The organism is Acidipila sp. EB88 (genome assembly GCF_003858395.1).
Classification (GTDB): domain Bacteria; phylum Acidobacteriota; class Terriglobia; order Terriglobales; family Acidobacteriaceae; genus EB88.
The window spans coordinates 37,089-56,853 of sequence record NZ_QWEV01000005.1; the positions used below are offsets into that span (position 1 = coordinate 37,089).

General features: G+C 61.3%; 14 protein-coding genes. 9 read left to right on the forward strand and 5 right to left on the reverse strand.

What is annotated here, in order from left to right; genetic code table 11:
* The first annotated feature begins 123 nt into the window (after positions 1-123).
* The 6 genes from D1Y84_RS01195 to D1Y84_RS01220 all read left to right on the forward strand — a co-directional run bounded on the left by D1Y84_RS01195 (position 124) and on the right by D1Y84_RS01220 (position 10,553).
* Entirely contained in the window at positions 124-2,883 is a 2,760-nt protein-coding gene (locus tag D1Y84_RS01195) for an HD domain-containing protein (RefSeq protein ID WP_124846881.1), read from the forward strand.
* Positions 2,884-3,529: 646 nt separating this feature from the next.
* Positions 3,530-4,486, forward strand: coding sequence for a fatty acid desaturase (locus D1Y84_RS01200; protein WP_124846882.1), 957 nt, complete (start codon positions 3,530-3,532; stop codon positions 4,484-4,486).
* A gap of 111 nt (positions 4,487-4,597) precedes the next feature.
* Positions 4,598-5,563, forward strand: coding sequence for a sensor histidine kinase KdpD (locus tag D1Y84_RS01205; protein WP_124846883.1), 966 nt, complete (start codon positions 4,598-4,600; stop codon positions 5,561-5,563).
* Positions 5,560-6,318 (forward strand): response regulator transcription factor, encoded by a 759-nt coding sequence (locus D1Y84_RS01210; protein ID WP_124846884.1) that lies wholly within the window; start codon positions 5,560-5,562, stop codon positions 6,316-6,318. The genes D1Y84_RS01205 and D1Y84_RS01210 overlap by 4 nt, the downstream gene beginning before the upstream one ends.
* A gap of 138 nt (positions 6,319-6,456) precedes the next feature.
* A complete protein-coding gene (gene lptG, locus D1Y84_RS01215; protein ID WP_124846885.1) occupies positions 6,457-8,784 on the forward strand; it encodes an LPS export ABC transporter permease LptG in 2,328 nt (775 codons plus the stop codon).
* A 17-nt stretch (positions 8,785-8,801) separates the two neighbouring features.
* On the forward strand, positions 8,802-10,553 hold the full coding sequence (locus D1Y84_RS01220; protein WP_124849860.1) for an ABC transporter ATP-binding protein: 1,752 nt from the start codon (positions 8,802-8,804) through the stop codon (positions 10,551-10,553).
* 50 nt (positions 10,554-10,603) lie between these two features.
* On the opposite strand, the gene D1Y84_RS01225 is transcribed toward D1Y84_RS01220, so the two are convergent.
* A complete protein-coding gene (locus tag D1Y84_RS01225) occupies positions 10,604-11,017 on the reverse strand; it encodes a secondary thiamine-phosphate synthase enzyme YjbQ (protein WP_124846886.1) in 414 nt (137 codons plus the stop codon).
* 95 nt (positions 11,018-11,112) lie between these two features.
* Between D1Y84_RS01225 and D1Y84_RS01230 the strand changes: the two genes are divergently transcribed.
* From D1Y84_RS01230 to D1Y84_RS01240, 3 genes are read left to right on the forward strand one after another with little or no spacing between them, the layout of a single operon-like run.
* On the forward strand, positions 11,113-11,499 hold the full coding sequence (locus tag D1Y84_RS01230; RefSeq protein WP_124846887.1) for a tetratricopeptide repeat protein: 387 nt from the start codon (positions 11,113-11,115) through the stop codon (positions 11,497-11,499).
* Positions 11,500-12,279, forward strand: a complete 780-nt coding sequence (locus D1Y84_RS01235; RefSeq protein WP_124846888.1) for an endonuclease III domain-containing protein — start codon at positions 11,500-11,502, stop codon at positions 12,277-12,279.
* Positions 12,276-12,905 carry a non-canonical purine NTP pyrophosphatase gene (locus tag D1Y84_RS01240; protein WP_124846889.1) on the forward strand — a complete coding sequence of 210 codons (630 nt, stop codon included), beginning with the start codon at positions 12,276-12,278 and terminating at the stop codon, positions 12,903-12,905. Before D1Y84_RS01235 ends, D1Y84_RS01240 begins: the two co-directional genes overlap by 4 nt.
* A 374-nt stretch (positions 12,906-13,279) precedes the next feature.
* Here the strand turns inward: D1Y84_RS01240 and D1Y84_RS01245 are convergent, their stop codons facing one another.
* From D1Y84_RS01245 to dcp, 4 genes are all read right to left on the reverse strand, one after another.
* The gene (locus D1Y84_RS01245; protein WP_158615254.1) at positions 13,280-13,867 is read right to left on the reverse strand and encodes an isochorismatase family protein; all 588 of its coding nucleotides are present in this window, start codon (positions 13,865-13,867) and stop codon (positions 13,280-13,282) included.
* Positions 13,860-15,482: an FAD-dependent monooxygenase gene (locus D1Y84_RS01250; protein ID WP_124846891.1), complete on the reverse strand. Its 1,623-nt coding sequence runs from the start codon at positions 15,480-15,482 to the stop codon at positions 13,860-13,862. Before D1Y84_RS01250 ends, D1Y84_RS01245 begins: the two co-directional genes overlap by 8 nt.
* 600 nt (positions 15,483-16,082) lie before the next feature.
* A complete protein-coding gene (locus D1Y84_RS01255; RefSeq protein WP_124846892.1) occupies positions 16,083-16,928 on the reverse strand; it encodes an AraC family transcriptional regulator in 846 nt (281 codons plus the stop codon).
* 601 nt (positions 16,929-17,529) lie between these two features.
* The gene (gene dcp / locus D1Y84_RS01260; protein WP_233580938.1) at positions 17,530-19,698 is read right to left on the reverse strand and encodes a peptidyl-dipeptidase Dcp; all 2,169 of its coding nucleotides are present in this window, start codon (positions 19,696-19,698) and stop codon (positions 17,530-17,532) included.
* Between the last annotated feature and the right edge of the window lie 67 nt (positions 19,699-19,765).

Genomic DNA, 19,765 nt, shown 5'->3' on the forward strand with positions numbered 1-19,765 from the left:
GCCGGCGCGCACTCCGCACCACCCAGGCTCTGTTTCCCTGCGCCACCTGCTTCAGACCTGTATCGCTTGCGCACCTTTCGAGAGCTTCCAAGTGCAACCGCTGCAAGAAAGGACAAGTCGCGCATGTGGAAAGCCGCTTCTCTGCCACTGGCTCAGCTTCGCGCGAAGACCGTGCTCGCCGAGCAGGCTGCGCGTGAGACGTTCCTTCGCACCGGCGATGGCACGGCATCCATCCAGCGCCGCACGGTCGAAGTGGATGCGCTGCTACGCGAGATCTGGAGCACGCTGCAACCCGGGCAGGAGCCGGCCATCGCCGTGTTCGCGCTCGGAGGCTACGGGCGCCGCGAACTCTTTCCTGCTTCCGACATCGATGTGCTTTTCCTGTGTGCAAGCGAAGCTGTCGAACGCGATGCGCACGAACTGATCCGCACTGCCACCCAGGCGATCTGGGATATTGGGCTGCGTGCCAGCCCTGCTACCCGCACCCTGAAGGAGTGCGAACGGCTCGATGGCGAAACCAACCTCGAGTTCGGCATTTCCCTGCTGGATCGCCGCCTGCTCTTTGGTGATGCGGGGCTGGCCGCCCGCTTCGAGAACGAATTGCTGATGACCGCGCTGCTGCGCGAGGCGGCCGGCATGGAAGCCTACCTGGCGGAAGCTGCGCGGATGCGCCACGCCAAGTTCGGCGACACCATTTTCCACCTGGAACCGAACATAAAAGAATGCCCCGGCGGTATGCGGGACTACCAGCTGATTCGGTGGCTCCAGCTGTTGCGACACCTCGCGGCACAACGGGCATGGCCCGATCGGCCGGGCGCGGAGGGCTTCACGCTCAGCCTGAGTGCTGCTGCGGGTAATGCAGAAAGCTCCTCGACGGGTAGCTCCGCGAGCTCAGAACCGAACGATCTCGAAAGCGCCTTTGAATTCCTCGCGGCGACGCGATGTTTTCTGCATATTCGCAATGGCCGCGATGACAATATTCTCGACTGGGTCGCGCAGGATGAGGCGGCGGCCGGCAGTGTCGGTCTCGAGACACTGGGCTCGGCTGACCCGGCCTACTGGATGCGCACCTACTATCGCCACGCGCGCACCATCTCCCGTCGCGCCACGCTGCTGCTGGACGCGGCACCCCCGATCGCCCGCAAGCCATTGCTGAAGGTACTGCGGCGGCGCCGCAGCCTGGTCGGCGGCACCAACTTCTGGGTGGAAGACAACCGCATCACGCTGGAACCAGGCACCTCGACCGATGCCGAATCGCTGCTGCGAGTCTTTGCCCATATCGCGCAGTATGGATCGAGTTTTCGCGAGGGCACGGAGAGCCGCATCAGCGAGTCGCTTTCCGCACTGGCGGTGCACCTGCCGGAAGGGCCGTACCTGTGGAACTGCCTCCGGGATGTGCTGCTTGGGCCGCATGCTGCGCACGCCCTGCGCATCATGCATGCGCTGGGCCTCCTGGAACTGTTGTTGCCCGAGTTTCATGGGATCGACTCGCTGGTGGTACGCGATGCCTATCATCGCTACACTGTCGATGAGCACACGTTCCTGGTGATCGAAAACGTGCACGCGCTGCGCACACCCCGGCACGAGTGGGAAAAGCGCTTCTCTACCCTGCTGCCCGAGATCGAGCGGCGCGACCTGCTGATGCTGGCGCTGCTGCTGCACGACACCGGCAAGGCCCGGCGCACAGGCGACCACGCGCGGGAAAGTATCGAGCTGGCCGAACGCGTCTTTACCCGACTCGAGTTCGACCTGGAAGAACGCGACATCGTGCGTCGATTGATCCGCAACCACCTGGAGATGTCGCACGCGCTACGCCGCGATATCTTCGACCCGGAAAGCATTCGCGCGTTCAGCGAACATGCGCCCGGCCAGCAGCAGCTCAAGATGCTGACCCTGCTTACCTTTGCTGATATCAAGGCCGTACACCCGGATGCGCTGACTCCGTGGAAGGCTGAGAACATCTGGCAGCTCTACATTGCGACAGCCAACTACCTGGACCGCTCGGTCGACGAGATCAGGTACCACGTCGATGCGGACCCCGTGGTGCTGGCGCGAATCCTGTCGCGCGTGGCCGTGCATGGTGGCTTCGCCGCGCAGGACAACATTCAGAACGAGCAGCTTCGCTCGTTCCTGGAAGGCATGCCGCAACGCTACCTGCAGACGAGGCTGCCGGACCAGATTGGCGAACACTTCAAGCTTTCACTGGGGCTGGCCAGCGAGCCGATCCAGCTGGCGTTCCGTCTGCACCGACAATTCAACGAAGTGACGCTGATTACCCGCGATCGGCCCATGCTGTTCGCGGATATGGCAGGGGCGCTCTCGGCCTGGGGAATGAACATCGTCAAGGCGGATGCTTTCTCGAACAGCGCGGGCATCATCCTGGACTCGTTTCAGTTCACCGATCCATTCCGTACACTCGAGCTGAATCCGGGCGAGCACGAGCGCTTTTTGAAGAGCCTGCGCAGCGCCTTACGGGGCGAGATTGCAATCGAGGGGATGCTGCGCTCGCGGCAGCGACCGCGGCACGGCATGGCCACCGCGGCACGAACGCGGATCGTTCCGCGCTTCCACTTCGACAACCAGAGTTCAAGCCACAGCACCCTGCTGCAGGTGGTCGCACCGGACTCGCCAGGCCTGCTCCGCGCCCTGTCGGCGGCGATTGCGATCTGTCACTGCAATATCGAGGTGGCGCTGATCGATACCGAGGGTGAGCTGGCAATCGACGTGTTTTACCTGACCACCGCAGGGCGCAAGCTACAGGTGCCCGAAGAAGCCTGCATGACGCAGCGGATCGAGGAAGCGCTCTCAACGATTGCCAGCGATCAGTCAGAGACTGCATCCATCGCGTCGCCACCCGCGCCCGCGGGAACAGCGCAAGCGTAACGCTGTGCGGCATGAAAGGCGGCGCCGACTCCGTCCTAGCGGCGGTATGCAGAGAAAGCGCGGGTGAGCCTTAGCTGAAAGGCACCGGCGTGGATGGCCACGACGCAGTTTCGTCGCCGTTGGGGCAGCGATGACGCGCCAGCACCCGGACTGTCTCGCGGGCAGAGGCTGCGGCACCCACCCGCATGTGACAACGTGGGCAAAGCACAGCATGAGCAGCGCTTACTAGATGTACGGCATGATGAGCTTGAGGACGGGCGTGCGTAGTCGTGATCATAGCGAGGACCCCCTCGCATGTGCGGCCTGTAGTACGAGCGGGTCGCCCGGAGCAGGCAACCAGCACTTGGATTGGCCCCAAATGCCGAACTACTATCCACACTAAGAATCCAGATCGTCAATATATGTTGCCTCGTGACGATGTTGCTGCATCGACTTTTCTGCTCGGGCCAAATCGTCAGTGTTCGGCGAGAGCATGGAGCAACCGATCGTGAGCATGCGTGCGGGCGAGGCGCATGAGGGGCCGCATCTCGCGTGCATGTACCTCGCTGTACCGGGTCATTACACAAGTCTTACACCTGCTCCTTTCCGCCGCTGCTAGGCTTTGACTCAAGCAGGAAACACGGACAGGACAGGACACCCCCAAGACATGGCTGTAGAACTCGAAGAACCGGTAATCACCCCCACGGCTGCCGAAGAGAACGCCCAGCGCCGCACCCGCACCAGTGCAGGCTCAAGCACCCCGGCGCAACTGCCCACGCTTGGACGCAAGCACCAGAGTGGCTCGGTCTCATGGATCACGACGATTTTCATGGTGATCTTCCACGTCCTCGCTGTGGTATCGCTGTTCTTCTTCACCTGGAAGGGCCTGGTCTCACTCGTAGTCCTCTACTTCCTCTCGATCAATGTCGGCATCGGCATGTGCTATCACCGGTTGCTGACCCATCGTGGCTACAAGGTTCCCAAGTGGCTTGAGCACTGCCTCGCCGTCTGCGGCACGCTTTCGCTCGAGGGTGGACCAATCTTCTGGGTGGGCACCCACCGCGTGCATCACCAGCTGTCTGACCATGAAGGCGATCCGCACTCTCCGACCGAGGGCACCTTCTGGGCGCACATGGGCTGGATCATGAGCGGCCAGGCCCTGCACTCTTCGACCGCGATCCTGAACCGTTACGCTCCTGATCTGAGCCGCGACAAGTTCTACGTTGCCCTGTCTAAGTACCACTGGGTACCGCTCACCGTCACCGGGCTTGCGCTCCTCGCCTGGGGTGGATGGCCGGTCGTTCTCTGGGGCATCTTCCTGCGCGTCACGCTTGGTCTGCATGCCACGTGGCTGGTCAACTCGGCGACCCATCTGTGGGGTTCGCGCCGCTTCGAGACCCGCGATGAGTCACGCAACAACTGGTGGGTAGCGTTGTTGACTGGCGGCGAAGGCTGGCACAACAACCACCACGCGCACCCGGTGTCTGCCCGTCATGGCCTGCGCTGGTACGAGTTTGATCCCAACTACTACGGCATCTGGTTCCTGAAGAAGGTGGGCCTGGCACATGACATCAAGCTCGCCAACTGGGACCCGGCTAACCCCCGTCCCTCGGGCGCTGCCTAAACCGCACCACGCCTGAACAGCAAAACGCCCGCAAGCAGAAGGTCGGCACTACACGGCCTATACTGCTTGCGGGCGTTGTTTTTTTTGCCACGTTCTCAGCCGGGAAATCCTATGCGCATCACCCGCCGCCGACCCGCCATAGTGCTCGCCATCCTGCTTGGCATCCTGCTCGTTGGCCTGGCCATCACGCTTAACGTCAGCTGGATTGTGCTGAACTGGCGCGCGATCCTGCCACTGGCAGTCGGCATACCGGTCACCATGCTGCTCATCGCCGGTGTCGTGCTGAATACCATCTTCCTGGTGCGCGAGGTGCGGCGCAACGACCAGCAGGACAGCTTTCTCAACGCTGTTACGCACGAGCTGAAAACACCCATCGCCTCGATCCGCCTGTATCTCGAAACGCTGCAGCGCCGCCCCGTGCCGGAAGAGAAGCGCCAGGAGTTCTACGGCATCATGCTGGCAGACAGCGATCGGCTGCTTTCCACGGTGGAGCAGATCCTCAAGGCCGGCGAGATCACCCAGCGCAGCCACAAGCACGCCATGGAGACCCTGGACCTCCGGGCCGTCGCTGAAAGTGTCACCGCGCGTGTTCTGAACCAGCATGGGCTTGCGCCGGAAGCAATACAGCTCTCGCTTTGTGACAAGCCGCTGCTGGTGCATGGAAGTCTTGAAGACCTGAGCACCGCCTTTGGAAACCTGATGAACAACGCGATCAAGTATTCGCCCGTGCGCGCGCAGGCCGCCACCATGACCGTTCGCGTGTTCGCAGACGAGAACGGCGCTGCCTGCCTCGAGGTGACGGATCACGGCATCGGCATTGACACGGAGCACCTGAAACGAATCTTCAAGCGCTTTTACCGGGTACCCGTACGCGCCGTAATGCGCACCCAGGGAACCGGGCTTGGCCTGTTCCTGGTGCAGGCCATTGTGAAGCAGCACGGCGGCCGTATCTCGGCCGAGAGCAAGGGTGAAAACCGGGGCTCAACGTTCACCGCGCGACTGCCCCAGCTGCCGGAAAGCCTGCTCGCATCCGGCGAAAAAGCACGCAAAGCTTCGCAACAGGGTGTGACCCCATGAGCACCACAGCACCCGCGCTCAACACCCCGTCACGGATCCTGGTGGTTGAGGACGAACTGCATCTTGCCGAGGGACTTCTGTTCAACCTGCAGGCGGAAGGCTACGAGGTGGAGCTGGCGCACGACGGTGAGACTGCGCTCACATTGCTCACCGAGCGCCCGCCGTTTGACGCCGTGCTGCTGGATGTCATGCTGCCCGGCATTAACGGCTTTGCCGTGACGGCTGCCCTGCGTAGCGCCGGCAACTTTGTGCCGGTGCTGATGTTGACAGCACGCGGCCGGACAGAGGACGTGCTGGGGGGATTGCAGGCAGGCGCCGATGACTACCTGGCCAAGCCCTTCGACCTGAACATACTGCTCGCACGGCTGCACGTATTGCTGCGGCGCATGCAATGGCAGCGTCCGCATACCGAGGGCGAGAGTGCGGGCAAGCTGGAAGAGCCGCCGCCAACCTTTGAGTTTTCAGGCCGGGTGATCGATTTTTCGCAGCTGGAGCTGGAAGCCAAGGGGCAGCGCACCCGTCTCACCCTGATGGAGGCCGACTTTTTGCGCTATCTCTCGGAGCATCCGCTACGGATTATTCCGCGCAAGGAGCTGTTGGAGCAGGTGTGGCGCGTGCACGAAGACACCGACACCCGTGCGATCGACAACTTTGTGGTGCGGCTGCGACGCTACATCGAGGATGAACCAGCCAACCCTGTATACCTCAAGACTGTGCGGGGTGTTGGTTACCGCTTTTTGCCGAACGGCGAGTAGCAGGCCCGACGCGCCGGGCCCGCGAGGCCGGCTCCTGTAAACTTGGGGCAGCCAGATGCTTCACTCCTGCCCCACCAACAGAGCCTGTCGAGTCGTACCTTCACGGCTTGCGCCGGTCGATGAGAAGCAAAGCTGCCCATGCGCATTCTGACCCGCTACATTCTTCGCGAGATCACCTCGCATGCGCTGCTTGGCGGTGCCCTGTTCACCTTCATCTTTTTCATCCCGCACCTGGAGCACCTGCTGGAGCTGATGGTGCGCAACGCTAGCTCCATGGGCACCGTGCTGCAGATCATGGTGTACTGGCTGCCGAGCACAATTGTGCTCACCGTGCCCATGGCGGTACTGGTGGGTGTGCTGCTCGGCTTCAGCCGTCTTGCCAGTGACAGCGAGATCACCTCGATGCGAGCCTGCGGTATCGGCGTGTGGAGCTTTGTGCGCACGGCCAGCATTGTCGCCTTCGCCGGGCTCATCCTGTGCCTGGCAAACTCGCTCTACCTGGCTCCGGCGGCATGGCGCATGAGCCTCACGCTGGAAGACGACCTGCGGAACTCGCAGGCTTCGTTTGAAGTACAGCCGCGGGTCTTCTACGAGGACTTCAAGAACATCGTGCTGTACATCGATGACGTGAAGGCGTCGACCGGCGCGTCGCAGTGGCACAAGATCTTCCTTGCGGATATCACCGACGCCAACGCGCCGCGCATTACCACGGCAGCCGACGCAACGGTGGTGAACGACGCCAGCGACCAGGTGCTGATGCGCCTGCGCCACGGCGCGCAGCAGCAGATCGACACTTCCAACAGCAACCAGTACGACGTTTCCACCTTTTCGCAGACCGACCTCCCGCTGGTCTCGGAAGCCGACGACAACGACCACACGACGCGGGCCCCGTCGCCGATGCTGGCCATGTCGGATGCGACGCTGCGCAAGCTCGCGGCGGCCCCGGGCGGCCGCGTCTACCAGATCGAGCGGTCCAAGCGCTTTGCCTACCCGTTCGCCTGCCTGGTGCTGATGCTGGTCGGTGTGCCGCTTGGCATGAGCTCCAAGCGTGGCGGCAAAAGCGCCGGGTTCGTACTGACCATAGCCCTGGTGTTCATCTACTACTTCCTTTCGTCCACCGGCATCGCCCTGGCCCGGCAGAACAAGGTTTCCGTGGTGGCCGGGGTATGGGCGGCGAACATACTCTTCGGAGCCGCCGGCCTGCTGCTGCTGCGACGGCTCTCCGTGAGCGGTGCCGGGCTTCCGTCGCTACCGAACCTCACCGCGCGCTTCCGCAAGGGCGGCCGGCACTCCGAGGGCAATAACAACGGCGCACGCGCCGGAGCGACCTCCGGCAGGGTCCGCACAGCCCGCAGCCACTTCCCGCTGCTGCTCGACAACTACGTGATCGTCGAGTTCCTGAAGACGTTTGCCATGGTGCTCGCCACCTTTGTCATGCTGATGCTGCTGTTTACGTTCTTTGAGCTGCTGGGCGACATCATCCGGAATCGCTCCCCGTTTGTGGTCGTAGGCGAGTACCTGCTGAACCTCACACCCAGCATGATCTACCTGATCGCGCCGCTCAGCGTGTTGATCGCGGTACTGGTCGTATTCGGCACCCTGAACCGCACCAACGAGCTCACCGCGATGAAGGCCACGGGCATCAGCGTGTACCGCGTGGTCGTGCCTGTGCTCGTCATCGCTTCCCTGCTGTCGGTCGCGCTGTTCGCTTTCGGAGAGACCTATATCCCGGGCGCGAACCGCCGCCAGGAGGCTTTGCGCGCGGTGATCAAGGGCCGTCCCGCGCAGACCTTCCAGCGCCCGGGTGAAAAGTGGATGTTCGGCATTGAAAAAGCGGGGCTCCCCAGCCACATCTTCTACTACCAGTTCTTCGACCAGGATCGGGACCGGTTCGCCAACATTAGCGTGTTCACATTCAAGCCCGGCACCTTTGAGCTCGAAAAGCGTCTCTTCGCCACCAGTGCGGCCTGGGACGCAAAGCAGAACCAGTGGATCTTCCGCAATGGGTGGGAGCGAACGTTCGCCGGCGACGAGGTGGCCAGCTACACTACCTTCTCCGCCATGGGCCTGACGTCGCTGGCAGAACAGCCGCAGTACTTCAAAAAGGACCCGCGGCAATCCTCCGAGATGAGTTTTGTGGAGCTGAGCCGCTACATTCATGACCTGCGGCAGAGCGGGTTTGACACCATGCGGCTGCGGGTACAGCTGAACCACAAGCTCGCTTACCCGCTGATTACGCTGGTGATGGCGGTGCTGGCCGTGCCATTTGCGCTCTCCATGGGGCGCTCCGGATCGCTTGCCGGCATTGCCGTGGCGATCGGCGTCGCCATCGTCTACTGGATCGTTTCTAGTACGCTGGAAGCTATGGGCGACGTAAACATGCTGCCGGCCTTCCTGGCGGCCTGGTCGCCGGACCTGCTGTTTGCGCTTGCCGGCAGCTACCTGCTGCTGCGCACACCCACCTAGAGGAGAGGGCCACGATGATCCTGCCGGAACTGAAACCACTGTGGCCCTACCTGAAGCGCTACAAGCGCGCGTACGCCTGGGGCGCGCTGGTCACCGTGCTCTCCAACGCGATCTGGATCTTCTTTCCCCTGATTATTCGTACCGCGGTGAACGACCTTTCGCACGGGGTAACGCGGCGCAAGCTGCTGGGCTATGGACTTTCGCTCGTAGCACTGGCGGTCGCCAAGGGCTTCTTCCTGTTCTGGACGCGCTGGATCCTCATCGGCATCTCGCGCGACATCGAGTTCAACCTGCGCAACGACCTGTTCGCGCAGCTCGAGAAGCAGCCGGCAGGCTACTTCCAGCGCAATCGTACCGGCGACATCATGGCGCGCATGACCAATGACCTCAACGCCGTGCGCATGCTGCTCGGTCCGGCGATCATGTATAGCGCCAACACCATCCTGTTCACGCTGGGCGCCCTGTATTTCCTGCTGCGCATCTCGCCCATGCTGACGCTGGTTGCGCTCGCGCCGCTGCCACTGGCAAGCGTGCTGGTGCAGGCGCTGGGCCGCCGCATCCACGATCGCTTTGAGCGTATCCAGGCCATGTTCTCGGACATCAGCGCGCAGGCGCAGGAGAACTTTTCCGGCGCTCGGCTGGTGCGGGCGTTCGCGCAGGAAGAAGCGCAGATCGCAGCCTTTGAGCAGTCCAACCGCGAGTACATCCGGCGTGGCCTGCGACTCGTGCAGTTGATGGGCATGCTCTGGCCCACGCTTGAGTACCTGCTTGGGCTCGCCATGATCATGGTGCTGTGGATTGGCGGCCACGAGGTCATCCGCGGACGCATCTCGGTCGGCGACTTTGTGGCGTTTTCCACCTACACAGTGATGCTGACCTGGCCGATGATTGCGCTGGGCTGGGTCGTGAACCTCGTCCAGCGCGGCAAGGCTTCGGTGACGCGCATCCAGGAAGTACTGGTGGAAGAGCCAACCATCGATGACCGCGAAGCAGACCTGACGCTGGCAGGGATCGAGGCAGGCGAGATCGAGTTCCGCAACCTGCACTTCAGCTATGAGGGCAATGCAGCCGAGGCGTTGCACGGTATCTCGTTGAAGGTGCCGGCCGGTAGCAGCCTTGCCTTGGTGGGCCCGACAGGCGCGGGCAAGAGCACGCTCGCGAGCCTGCTGGTACGGCTTCATGATGCTCCCAAGGGCAGTGTGCTGATCGACGATCGACCGGTGCGCGACTACCCATTAGACGCGCTGCGGGAGAGCATCGGCTACGTGCCGCAGGAGACATTCCTGTTCTCCACTACCATCCGCGACAACATCACGCTGGGGCGCCCGGACGCAACGGAGGCCGAACTGCTGGCTGCGGCCGAAGCCGCGCACATTCGCAAAGAATTTGAAGAGTTCCCCGCCGGCTTCGACACGGTGATCGGGGAACGCGGACTGACACTCTCGGGTGGCCAGAAACAGCGCTCCGCCCTGGCCCGCGCGATCATTTGCGATCCCCGCATTCTGATCCTGGACGATGCACTGGCCAACGTGGACACCTACACCGAGGAACAGATCCTCACCGGCCTGGGGCGCGCGATGCGTGGCCGCACCACCGTGCTGATTGCGCACCGCGTGTCGACAATCCGCAATGCCGATCAGATCGCCGTACTGATCGCTGGGCGCATCACCGAGCTGGGTACGCACGACGAGCTGCTCGCCAGGGGCGGCTACTACGCCAGCCTTCACGAAAAGCAGATGCTCGAGGAAGAGATCGCCGTCGCCAGCTAGGCCCGGCCCGAGGCGGGACCAGGCAGCTCGTTGCCTTGGCCCGTACAGGTTTAGATCCCAAGGATCTTGACGATCACCCGCTTGCGGCGCAGGCCGTCGAACTCCGCGTAGAAGATGCGTTGCCAGGGGCCAAGGTCCAGCCGCCCGTTTGTGACCGGCAGAGTCGTCTCGTGGTGCAGCAGCAGAGACTTCAGGTGTGCGTCGCCATTGTCTTCGCCCGTCTGGTGATGCCTGTAGTCGGGCCCGGTGGGTGCGAGCTTCTCGAGCCACTCATCGATGTCTTCGATTAGGCCGCTCTCGTGGTCATTCACGTAGATGGCCGCCGTGATGTGCATGGGCGACACAAAGCACAGGCCATCCTCGACGCCACTCGCCAGGACGATCGCCTCGATCTGCGGGGTGATATGCACCATCTCGCGCTTACGCGCCGTGTTGAACCAGAGGTATTCGGTGTGCGCCTTCATGTTGCCGGTCATGCTGTTGATAATACGAGGGTGGGGGACGCGAGCAACGCGCATGCGCCAGCCGGTCTGGCCATCGGCGCTATGATCGAAACAAGATGGAAGCCGCGCCCGCACACGACCGCCACCGGGCGGAACACCTGTATTACGCCGCATTGGACCTGCTCGCCGCCGGGGATGCCGCTGCCGCGGCGCTTGGCTTCCGGGCCGCCCTCGTGGCCGACCCAGCTTTTCTGGATGCGCAGCACGGCCTGATTCGCGCCCTGCAGGACGCCGGGCGCCTGGACGAGGGCATCGCAGCCGCGCAGCAACTTGCCGAGCAGGCTCCGGACGATGTGCTAGCGTACACGGCACTTTCGATCCTGTACCAGCACAAAGGCATGGTGCCGGAAGCAGAGGCGGCTGGCCTGCGTGCAAAGCTGCTGGGCTGGAAGCAGCAACTGCAGCAGTCGCGACCCGGTGCGCAGCCAGCAACCCAGGAATAGATGGACACGGCAAAGACAAACCAGGCTCGCGTAATACCGAACGGGCAACACGCCGGAGCTTTGCGCACCCTGTACGAAGCCATGGTTGAGGCATACGGTGCGCAGCACTGGTGGCCATCGGAGAGCGCAATCGAAACCGTGGTGGGCGCGTACCTGACGCAGAACACATCCTGGCGCAACGTGGAGCGATCGATTGCCAATCTGAAAGCCGCCGGCGCGATGTCCGTCGATGGGTTGCGGGCGCTTGAGGATGAAACACTGCGTACCCTGATCCGCCCGTCGGGCTACATGGTGCGCAAGGCCGCGGCAATTCAGGCGTTCATCGCACTGCTCGACAGCGCGTATGAAGGATCGCTCAGACGGATGGCTGCCGCGCCGACCACCCCCACCCGCGAAGCCCTGCTGGCGCTGCCGGGCGTTGGACCCGAGACGGCGGATGCCATCCTGCTCTATGCCCTGTCGCAGCCGGTCATGGTCGTGGATGAGTACCTGCGCCGGGTGGTCACCAGGCATGGCCTGATCGATGAGAAGGCGCGATACGCGGACATACAAAAGCTCGCGCTGGCAGCGTTCGCGAGTGATGCGCCGCCCACGTTGCTCACGCACTACAACGAGTTTCACGCGCTGATCGTGATGGTCGGCAAAACTCACTGCGGCGGGGTGCCCCGCTGCGGCGGTTGCCCGTTGAACCAGCCTCAATTTGCCCCACCAGTGGTTGCAGAACAGGCGCCACGCATCGCAATCGATGCGGTGAGGCAAGCAGCAAAGGACAAGAGATGAACCAGCGCACCCTGTACGTGGCGAGCGGGAACCGAGGCAAGTTGCGCGACTTCTCCGTGGCCGCTGCCGCCGGCGGCTCAGACTGGAAGATCGCGGAGCTGCCCGGGCTCGAGGGCATTGCGCCGCCTCCCGAAGATGGCGAGACCTTCCAGGAGAATGCTGAGGGCAAGGCCCTGTACTATGGAGGGTTTCTGCCCGGCGCCTACGTACTGGCGGACGACTCAGGGCTGGTGGTCGATGCGCTTGGGGGTGCGCCGGGAGTGTACTCGGCCCGCTATGCCGATCGGCTCGGCTTTGCCACTGCGGGCAGCATACTGGGCGACGAGCGCAACAATCTTTGCCTATTGGCAGAGATGCGACGGCTCCCGGTGAGGACTCCGCGTGCGGCCCACTATCGCTGTGTTCTGGCCGTTGCACAGAACCAAACGATTGTCGCTACTGCGGAAGGCACCGTCGCAGGCGTGCTGCTCGAGGCCCCGCAAGGCGGCGGAGGGTTCGGCTACGACCCGCTCTTCCTGCTGCCCGGGTATGGCCGCTCGATGGCCGAACTGGACGCTGAAACGCGGTTGGGTCTGAGCCATCGCGGAGCGGCGTTGCGAGCGCTGCTCCGCATGCTTCCGGCCTGACGCACCCGCACTGCCTCTTTGCCTCCTACACGTCCCCGCAAACAAGACCGATACAGCATTTACGAAGCCCGGCGGCGGAATGGTGGGTCGCTCTGTAAAGCTTCGAGAGCAGATGCGGGAGCCTCAGCCACCCTCTCTCGATCTCAGAACCGGAGAACAGGTCCATCGGCTCGGCTCTCCGAGGACAAGGAATATCGAATCTGTACATCAACGATGTCGTCGAACCTTTGATGTGCAAGAAGGCAGCCATACTGTTGGATGATGCTCACGGCCGCTTCCCAGGTCACCCGCCCGAGCCACCATCGCCTGCGAGCTAAGCAATCAACGTGGTCGCAACAAGCCATTCTGGACGCGCATTCGCTTACTCCGTACATCTAGGCATACTTGATGGCTTGCACGGCTGCGAACATCTGCTTGCCCTCGTCTGTCGAAAAGCCAGGTGACAGCTTGGTTCTAATTGAGATGACCGAGGTGGGGACGGCACCGGCGGATTCCATCTGCCGCAAGACTGACTGTTCAGTACGGAGAGATGGGCTCCCGCAGGCATCGACCGCTACCAGAACTTCGTACCCGGCCGCGCGCGCATCGAGAACCGTGTCGAGCACAACTGCCTCCATCATGAATCCGGCTACGATGAGCACCTTGCGATCGGAGCGCTTGATCGCCTGCAAGGTAGGAGGGTCCGCAACGAGTCTGTTGGTTGTTCGAAGCAACTTGGGCCCGACGGATTCTGCTCCCTCCAATTCAGTAATCACCTGCGAGTCGCTACCATGGGGCACCACGCTGACGACTGCAGGCAAGTCAAAGATCTTTGTCAGCTGAAGCAGGGCACCGGCTGCACTTGCGAGCGCTTTTGGGATATTGGTTTGGCCGTGCTTGACGATCGCCTTCTGCAGATCGCAGAAAAGAACCTGTGCCATCCCAGCGGATAGTTGCGCCCAGGCTGACTGTCGATTAAGCATGATGCTCCTCCCTCTCGGAGCCCGGCTGCTCAGCGATAAGCCACTTGTCGCAGTACTCCGCGAGTCGTGGAATAGAATGCTCCGAACCCGTGAACGCGATGTATCCATCGGGCCGTACCAGAATGATCGACGACGAAGTGCCGAAGCGATCTTTAAATGCGCTGTCATCGTTCGTTGCGGCAGCGATCTGATGACCCTGCATGAGGGAGTGCCAAGGCCCGATCGCACCTTGTATCTCAGCATGAGTCTTCGCTGGATCACTGATGTTGGAGTAGAGCAACGTGAAGGTGGAAGGATCCATCAGCTGAAAGAGAGTCGATAGCTGTGCATTCTGGTCGGCGGAACCCTCCACAGGCAGCAGCGTGACTGAGATGTCCGGTACGCGATCTCCGGCCTTCAACGTGCCGGCTGCTGCATGGTTGTCGGACAAGGTGCTCTCGCGATAGTGAAGACTGAGTTGGCTCATACGTTCCGTGCTGTTGTGCTGAACAACCTCTGTTCCCACGATCCAGGGTGCGAGGTGGTTGAAGACCGAACGGAAGAAAGCCTTTTCTTCTCCAATTGCGTGAGTCAGTCCCTCTGTTTTCGTCAATACACCGCGGATGACGGGAATACGGTCTGCAGCGTAAGTCTCGAGAATGCTCTCCTTCGCCTCACCTTTGAGAACCATCGCCAGTTTCCAGCATAAATTGATCATGTCCTGGATACCGGTGTTCATACCTTGAGCGCCGGCCGGGCTATGAATGTGGGCTGAATCGCCACCGAGGAAGATGCGACCGCTTCTAAGCTGATGGACCATGCGGCTGTTGATACGGAACCATGAGCTCCACTTCAGATCATGAAACGTCGCAGGGATCGGGGACCGCTGATGATAAAGCTGCTGCAGCTCTTCCAGAGCAGGTGCCGTTTCCTTCGACGGTTTGCTGATGGGATTGCTTGCGATGATGCGGAATCGCTTGTTGCCCATGGGAAACATACCCATGAAGCCATGCTCCGACGAGAAGATATGCAGGTCCGAATCCGATAGATCGCCATCGATATAGAAATCACCCAAGGCATACTGTTCTTCAAGCGACTTGCCTTCAAAGGCGAATCCCAGGGTCTCTCGCACATTACTGTGTGCCCCTTCAGACGCGATGAGGTAGGAGCAGCCTAGCTTTTCCAGCACACCGTCGCTACCTTGGAGTATGGCGGTAAGATGATCGCCATGGTCGGCCTGTGAGAATGCGACCATCGTCGTTCCCCAATCGATGCTCACGGACGCCCGCTCAAGCGCATCGCGCAGCGCCTTCTCCGCTTCGGCTTGAGAGACGAACAGGATGTACTGGTACTTGCTATCGATCGTGTTGAACTGCAGGTGAAATACCCGCTTACCACCGCCGTAGACGCTGACCGCGACACCTGGATTGCCACGCTCCACGAGTTGCGCGCTGAAGCCGCGCTGCTCAAAGAGCTCCAACGTGCGCGCTTGCACACCCACTGCGCGCGATGTGGTAGCCGGCTTCGAAGCTTTCTCTACTATCCGGACGGGGATGCCGAAGCGCGCAAGCTCCATCGCTGCGGTCATCCCAGTCGGCCCGGCTCCTACAATCAACACGGGTTTCATCTCGCTCATGAAATCTCCTGATTTGCTAGAACCATTTCGTGGTTTGGTGCGGGATATTCCAGGTGCAACCGATTAGGTCCGATCACTCCTGCAGCCACGGTTTTTTTCCTCCGGCTTGAGTTCCCGGCCATGCTTCTCAAGTGTGTAAAGCCGCCAGCAATTTCGGTCCGGATCCTCGACGACGATAAGCCAGGCCTGGATTGAGCTGATCAGCGGAGAATGGGGAAGCTGATTAGCCTCAAGAAACTCTGCCCACTCCTGGAGTGCTTCTCTGTCTTTCGCCGCAACGTGTCGCGAGTGTCCAAACGGTCATGAAGATTCCTCTCCTCGTGCAGAGTTCCCTGTTGACAGTCTCCAAGAATGAATTACTGCGCACCTAAGTCCCAACTCTGCTCGTAGTCCTGCCTGGCAGAGACGGGGCCAAGTGTTCTCAGCGAGTCAGGAAAGAGCCGACGGTATCGTCTCGAGTCTTCTGGCGTTGGATATATTCCAGACTTGACATGACGCTCCTCCTTCAACCTGCAAGACTCCCTTTGCAGGTGACTTTTCGATCACTAGAAGGAGCGTAGAGCAGAAGGTAGGAGACGGTATTTCAGAAAACCGCTGGACCTATCGGATTTGCAGCGAGTTTCTGCGATAACGGTCTGGCGCCAGGCCGGTACGTTGACGAAAGGCTTCTGTGAAGTGGCTCTGGCTTGAAAACCCGAGGCTGAGCGCCACGGCGGTCAGCGTTGTGGTCGTATTCTGCAAGAGGCTCTGAGCACGTTCAATCCGCCGATCCATGAACCACGCGTAGGGAGTCTTACCCGTAGCCCGTTGAAAGCGCCGGCCGAATTCTGAGGTGGATAGTTTTACAGTCTGCGCCCATGCAACAAGACACAGCTTTTGCCCGAGCATCTCGTCGGCATAGACCATGCAGTCCTTGAGCTGTGCTCGTGACAAGGGACGTACTGATGAGCGCGCGGGGGTTGCTGGAGGCTTTTGATGGTTTTCGATCAGAAGACCGATCATCGCTTCCGCAATACCGTCCAGATAGATCGCTCTTGCTGCTCCTGATAGTTCCGCTGCGAAGGTTGCATCACTCACGAGGCGCTGAACAAGGGGTTGGCCGCCGAGAATCGGGATCATGAAGCAGTGCCGTGCCGGGCGATGTCTGTATTCATATTGTGAGAAGAGATGGTCCACCCTGGCCTTGGACAACGTTAGCCGGATGCCCTGAAGAGGGCTTCTGACATTGCGTTCTTCCTGATCAACTGGTGCTGATAAACGCAACATCCCTGGACGCAGGCTGCCGTCGTGAATCACTCGACCATTGACTTTCAGAGAGGTCTCGCCCGTAGTCAGGGGCGCAAACAGCTCGAATTGATCACGGGGCGCCTCTGCACGTTCGTTGTTCCGCATCTGGAATACCGCGAGGTGTACCGGCACTGTCGGCTTGCCGTCAGGTGAGCTCATACTTCCTCAAAGCTCTCACAGATGTCCTTACCACCCACATACATCTTGGTGGGCAGGTTCCGCGAGTTTGCCAAGCCCGTAACATCAATCTGTGATGTTGGATGCTCCCTGAAGTGAGTTGCCAAATGAACAAATTAGATTAAGCACCTGCATTACCCAAGGCGGTAGCTTCGCAATCTGTCCTCGCCGACTGTCGGCAATCAGCCATGCTTTGCATCAGTCATGGCCGGTGCGACAAGCGCACCGTATGTCGCCTGGTGGCCGCTCAGACGTTCTCGGGCGACGAGAACGGGCCGAGTCACTCATCGAGCAATGGTTCTTTGAGAGTAGCGGCAAGTCTCGAACAGCCTGTCGAATTCAAAGAGTCAGCCAAATCGGACAGGAACTCAGATTCCACACAGCCGGCTGAACACGCGACACGCATCCGTCGTTGTTCGAGAGCACGACGACGGAGAACGCCTTCCGGGTCGAATCGAAGGATGCGTTCGCGTGAAACATAGAATTTGTTGCCGTCGGTGAGTCCGGAAGTGTCCTCCATAGCTCATCGCTGCGTATGGACCGTGCACGGCACCCGGCGCTTGTCTGCGCCAGGTGCGCTCCCCTACTTCGAGGCCTGGGTGTCGCCGGCTGCTGAGTCCTCGAGCCCGCGATATTTCAGCATCGGCTTTGCCGAAGGATCCGCACCAAGCCAGGCTTTGTACAGCGACTCGAGATCTGCAGAGTTGCCGCGTGACAGCACCATCTGGCGGAAGCGATCGCCGTTGGCGCGGGTGAGTCCGCCGTGATCCTGGAACCACTGGAACGCGTCATCGTCGAGCATTTCGCTCCACAGGTACGCGTAGTAGCCGGCCGCATAGCCATTGCCCCAGATGTGCATGAAGTACGAAGAGCGATAGCGTGGCGGCACCTGCTTCAGCGCAAGCCTGGTCTTCTCGAGCGCCTGCTGCTCAAACTCGTCCGACTTCTGCAGCGGCGCGTCCGCCGGCAGAGTGTGCCACTGCATGTCGAGCTCCGCGGCCGCGAGCAGCTCGGTCAGCGCGTAACCCTGGTTGAAGGTGCGCGCCTTCTGCAGCTTGGCCGTCAACTCCGCCGGCATGGCTGCCCCGGTCTGGTAGTTGCGCGCATAGTGCGCGAAGACTTCCGGGTACATGGCCCAGTGCTCGTTGAACTGCGACGGAAACTCCACGAAGTCGCGCGGAACCGACGTGCCGCTCAGGCTCGGGTACATGCTGTCCGCAAACATGCCGTGCAGCGCATGGCCAAACTCGTGGAACATGGTGGTGACATCGTCGAACGAGATCAGCGCGGGCTGTCCCGGCGCAGGCTTGGTGAAATTGGCAACGTTGTAGACCACGGGCAGCGTGCCCAGCAGGCGCGACTGGCCCACAAACTCGCTCATCCACGCGCCGCCGTTCTTGTTGTCGCGCTTCCAGTAGTCGCAATAGAACAGCGCCAGGGGCTTGCCGTTGCTGTCGGTCACCTCAAAGACGCGCACATCCGGCTCGTAAACCGGGATGTCCTTGCGCTCCTTGAACGAAATGCCGTACAGCAGGTGAGCGGCATAAAACACGCCATTTTCGAGGACTTTGTCGATCTCGAAGTACGGCTTCAGCTCTGCTTCATCGAGGTCGTAACGTGCCTTGCGGACCTGCTCGGCGTAGAAGTCCCAATCCCATGCTTCGAGCTGGAAGCCGCCATTCTGCGCGTCGATCACCTTCTGGATCTCGGCAGCCTCGCCCTGAGCCTTCGCCGTGGCAGCAGGCACCAGCGCGTCCATAAAGTGCAAAGCAGCCTCGGGCGTCTTGGCCATCTGGTCGCCTAGCTTCCAGGCGGCATAGCTCGAAAAACCGAGCAGCTTCGCTTTGTGTGCGCGCACCTGCGCCAGTTGCGCGATCACGTCGCGGGTATCGTTGTCGCCCGGGCGCTCGGCGCGCTCGAGGGAATCCTGGAAGAGCGCCTGGCGCGTTGAGCGCTGCGTAAGCGAAGCGAGTGCCGGCTGCTGCGTAGTGTTTTGCAAGGGCAGCACATAGCCCTGCTGCTTACGAGCACTGGCCGCCTGGGCCGCGGCTGCCAGCTGCGCGTCGCTCAAACCCGCGAGAGCGGCTTTGTCAGTGGTCGTGTAGGCACCGGCCTTGGTGGCAGCCAGCAGCCTGGTTTCAAAAGCATTGGAAAGCGTGGACTCACGCTCGTTCAACTGGCGAAGCTGTGCCTTGTCCGCATCGGAAAGCTGCGCTCCCGCGCGCAGAAACTGGTCGTACGTCACTTTGACCAGCCGGAGCTGCTCCGCGTCAAGATGCAGGCTGGTGCGCTGGTCGTGTATCGCCTTTACTCTTGCGAAGAGCTTGCTGTTTAGATAGATCGCGTCGTTATGCGCTGCCTGCCTCGGCGCTTCTTCCTGCTGGACTTTTTGCAGGACCGGGTTGGTGTTGGCGCCAGTGACGCTGCTGAACACGCGCAGTACGCGCTGCAGCAAGAGCCCGGAACGCTCCATGGCAACCAGGGTGTTGTCGAAGGTCGGCGCCGTGGGATCATTTGCGATCGCGTCGATTTCGCGCAGGTGTTCGCGCATCCCGGCCTCGATCGCGGGCTGGTAGTCCGCGTCGTGGATGCGGTCAAAAGGGGGTGCGTGGAATGGAAGCGTGCTCTCCCCATAAAACGGATTGCTGGGTCCAAAGCCGCCTGCTCCCGTCGCCTGTGCCGCTCCACCCGCCGTGCTCCCGAGCGCGATCGCCCCGGCCGCCATCCATGTCTGCATCGTCTTCATCCGCATCCGTGATTCGTTACCTCTGTGTGGTGATTGTAGGGTTTCCGTGTCCAGGCTGCGAAAACGCGACTGT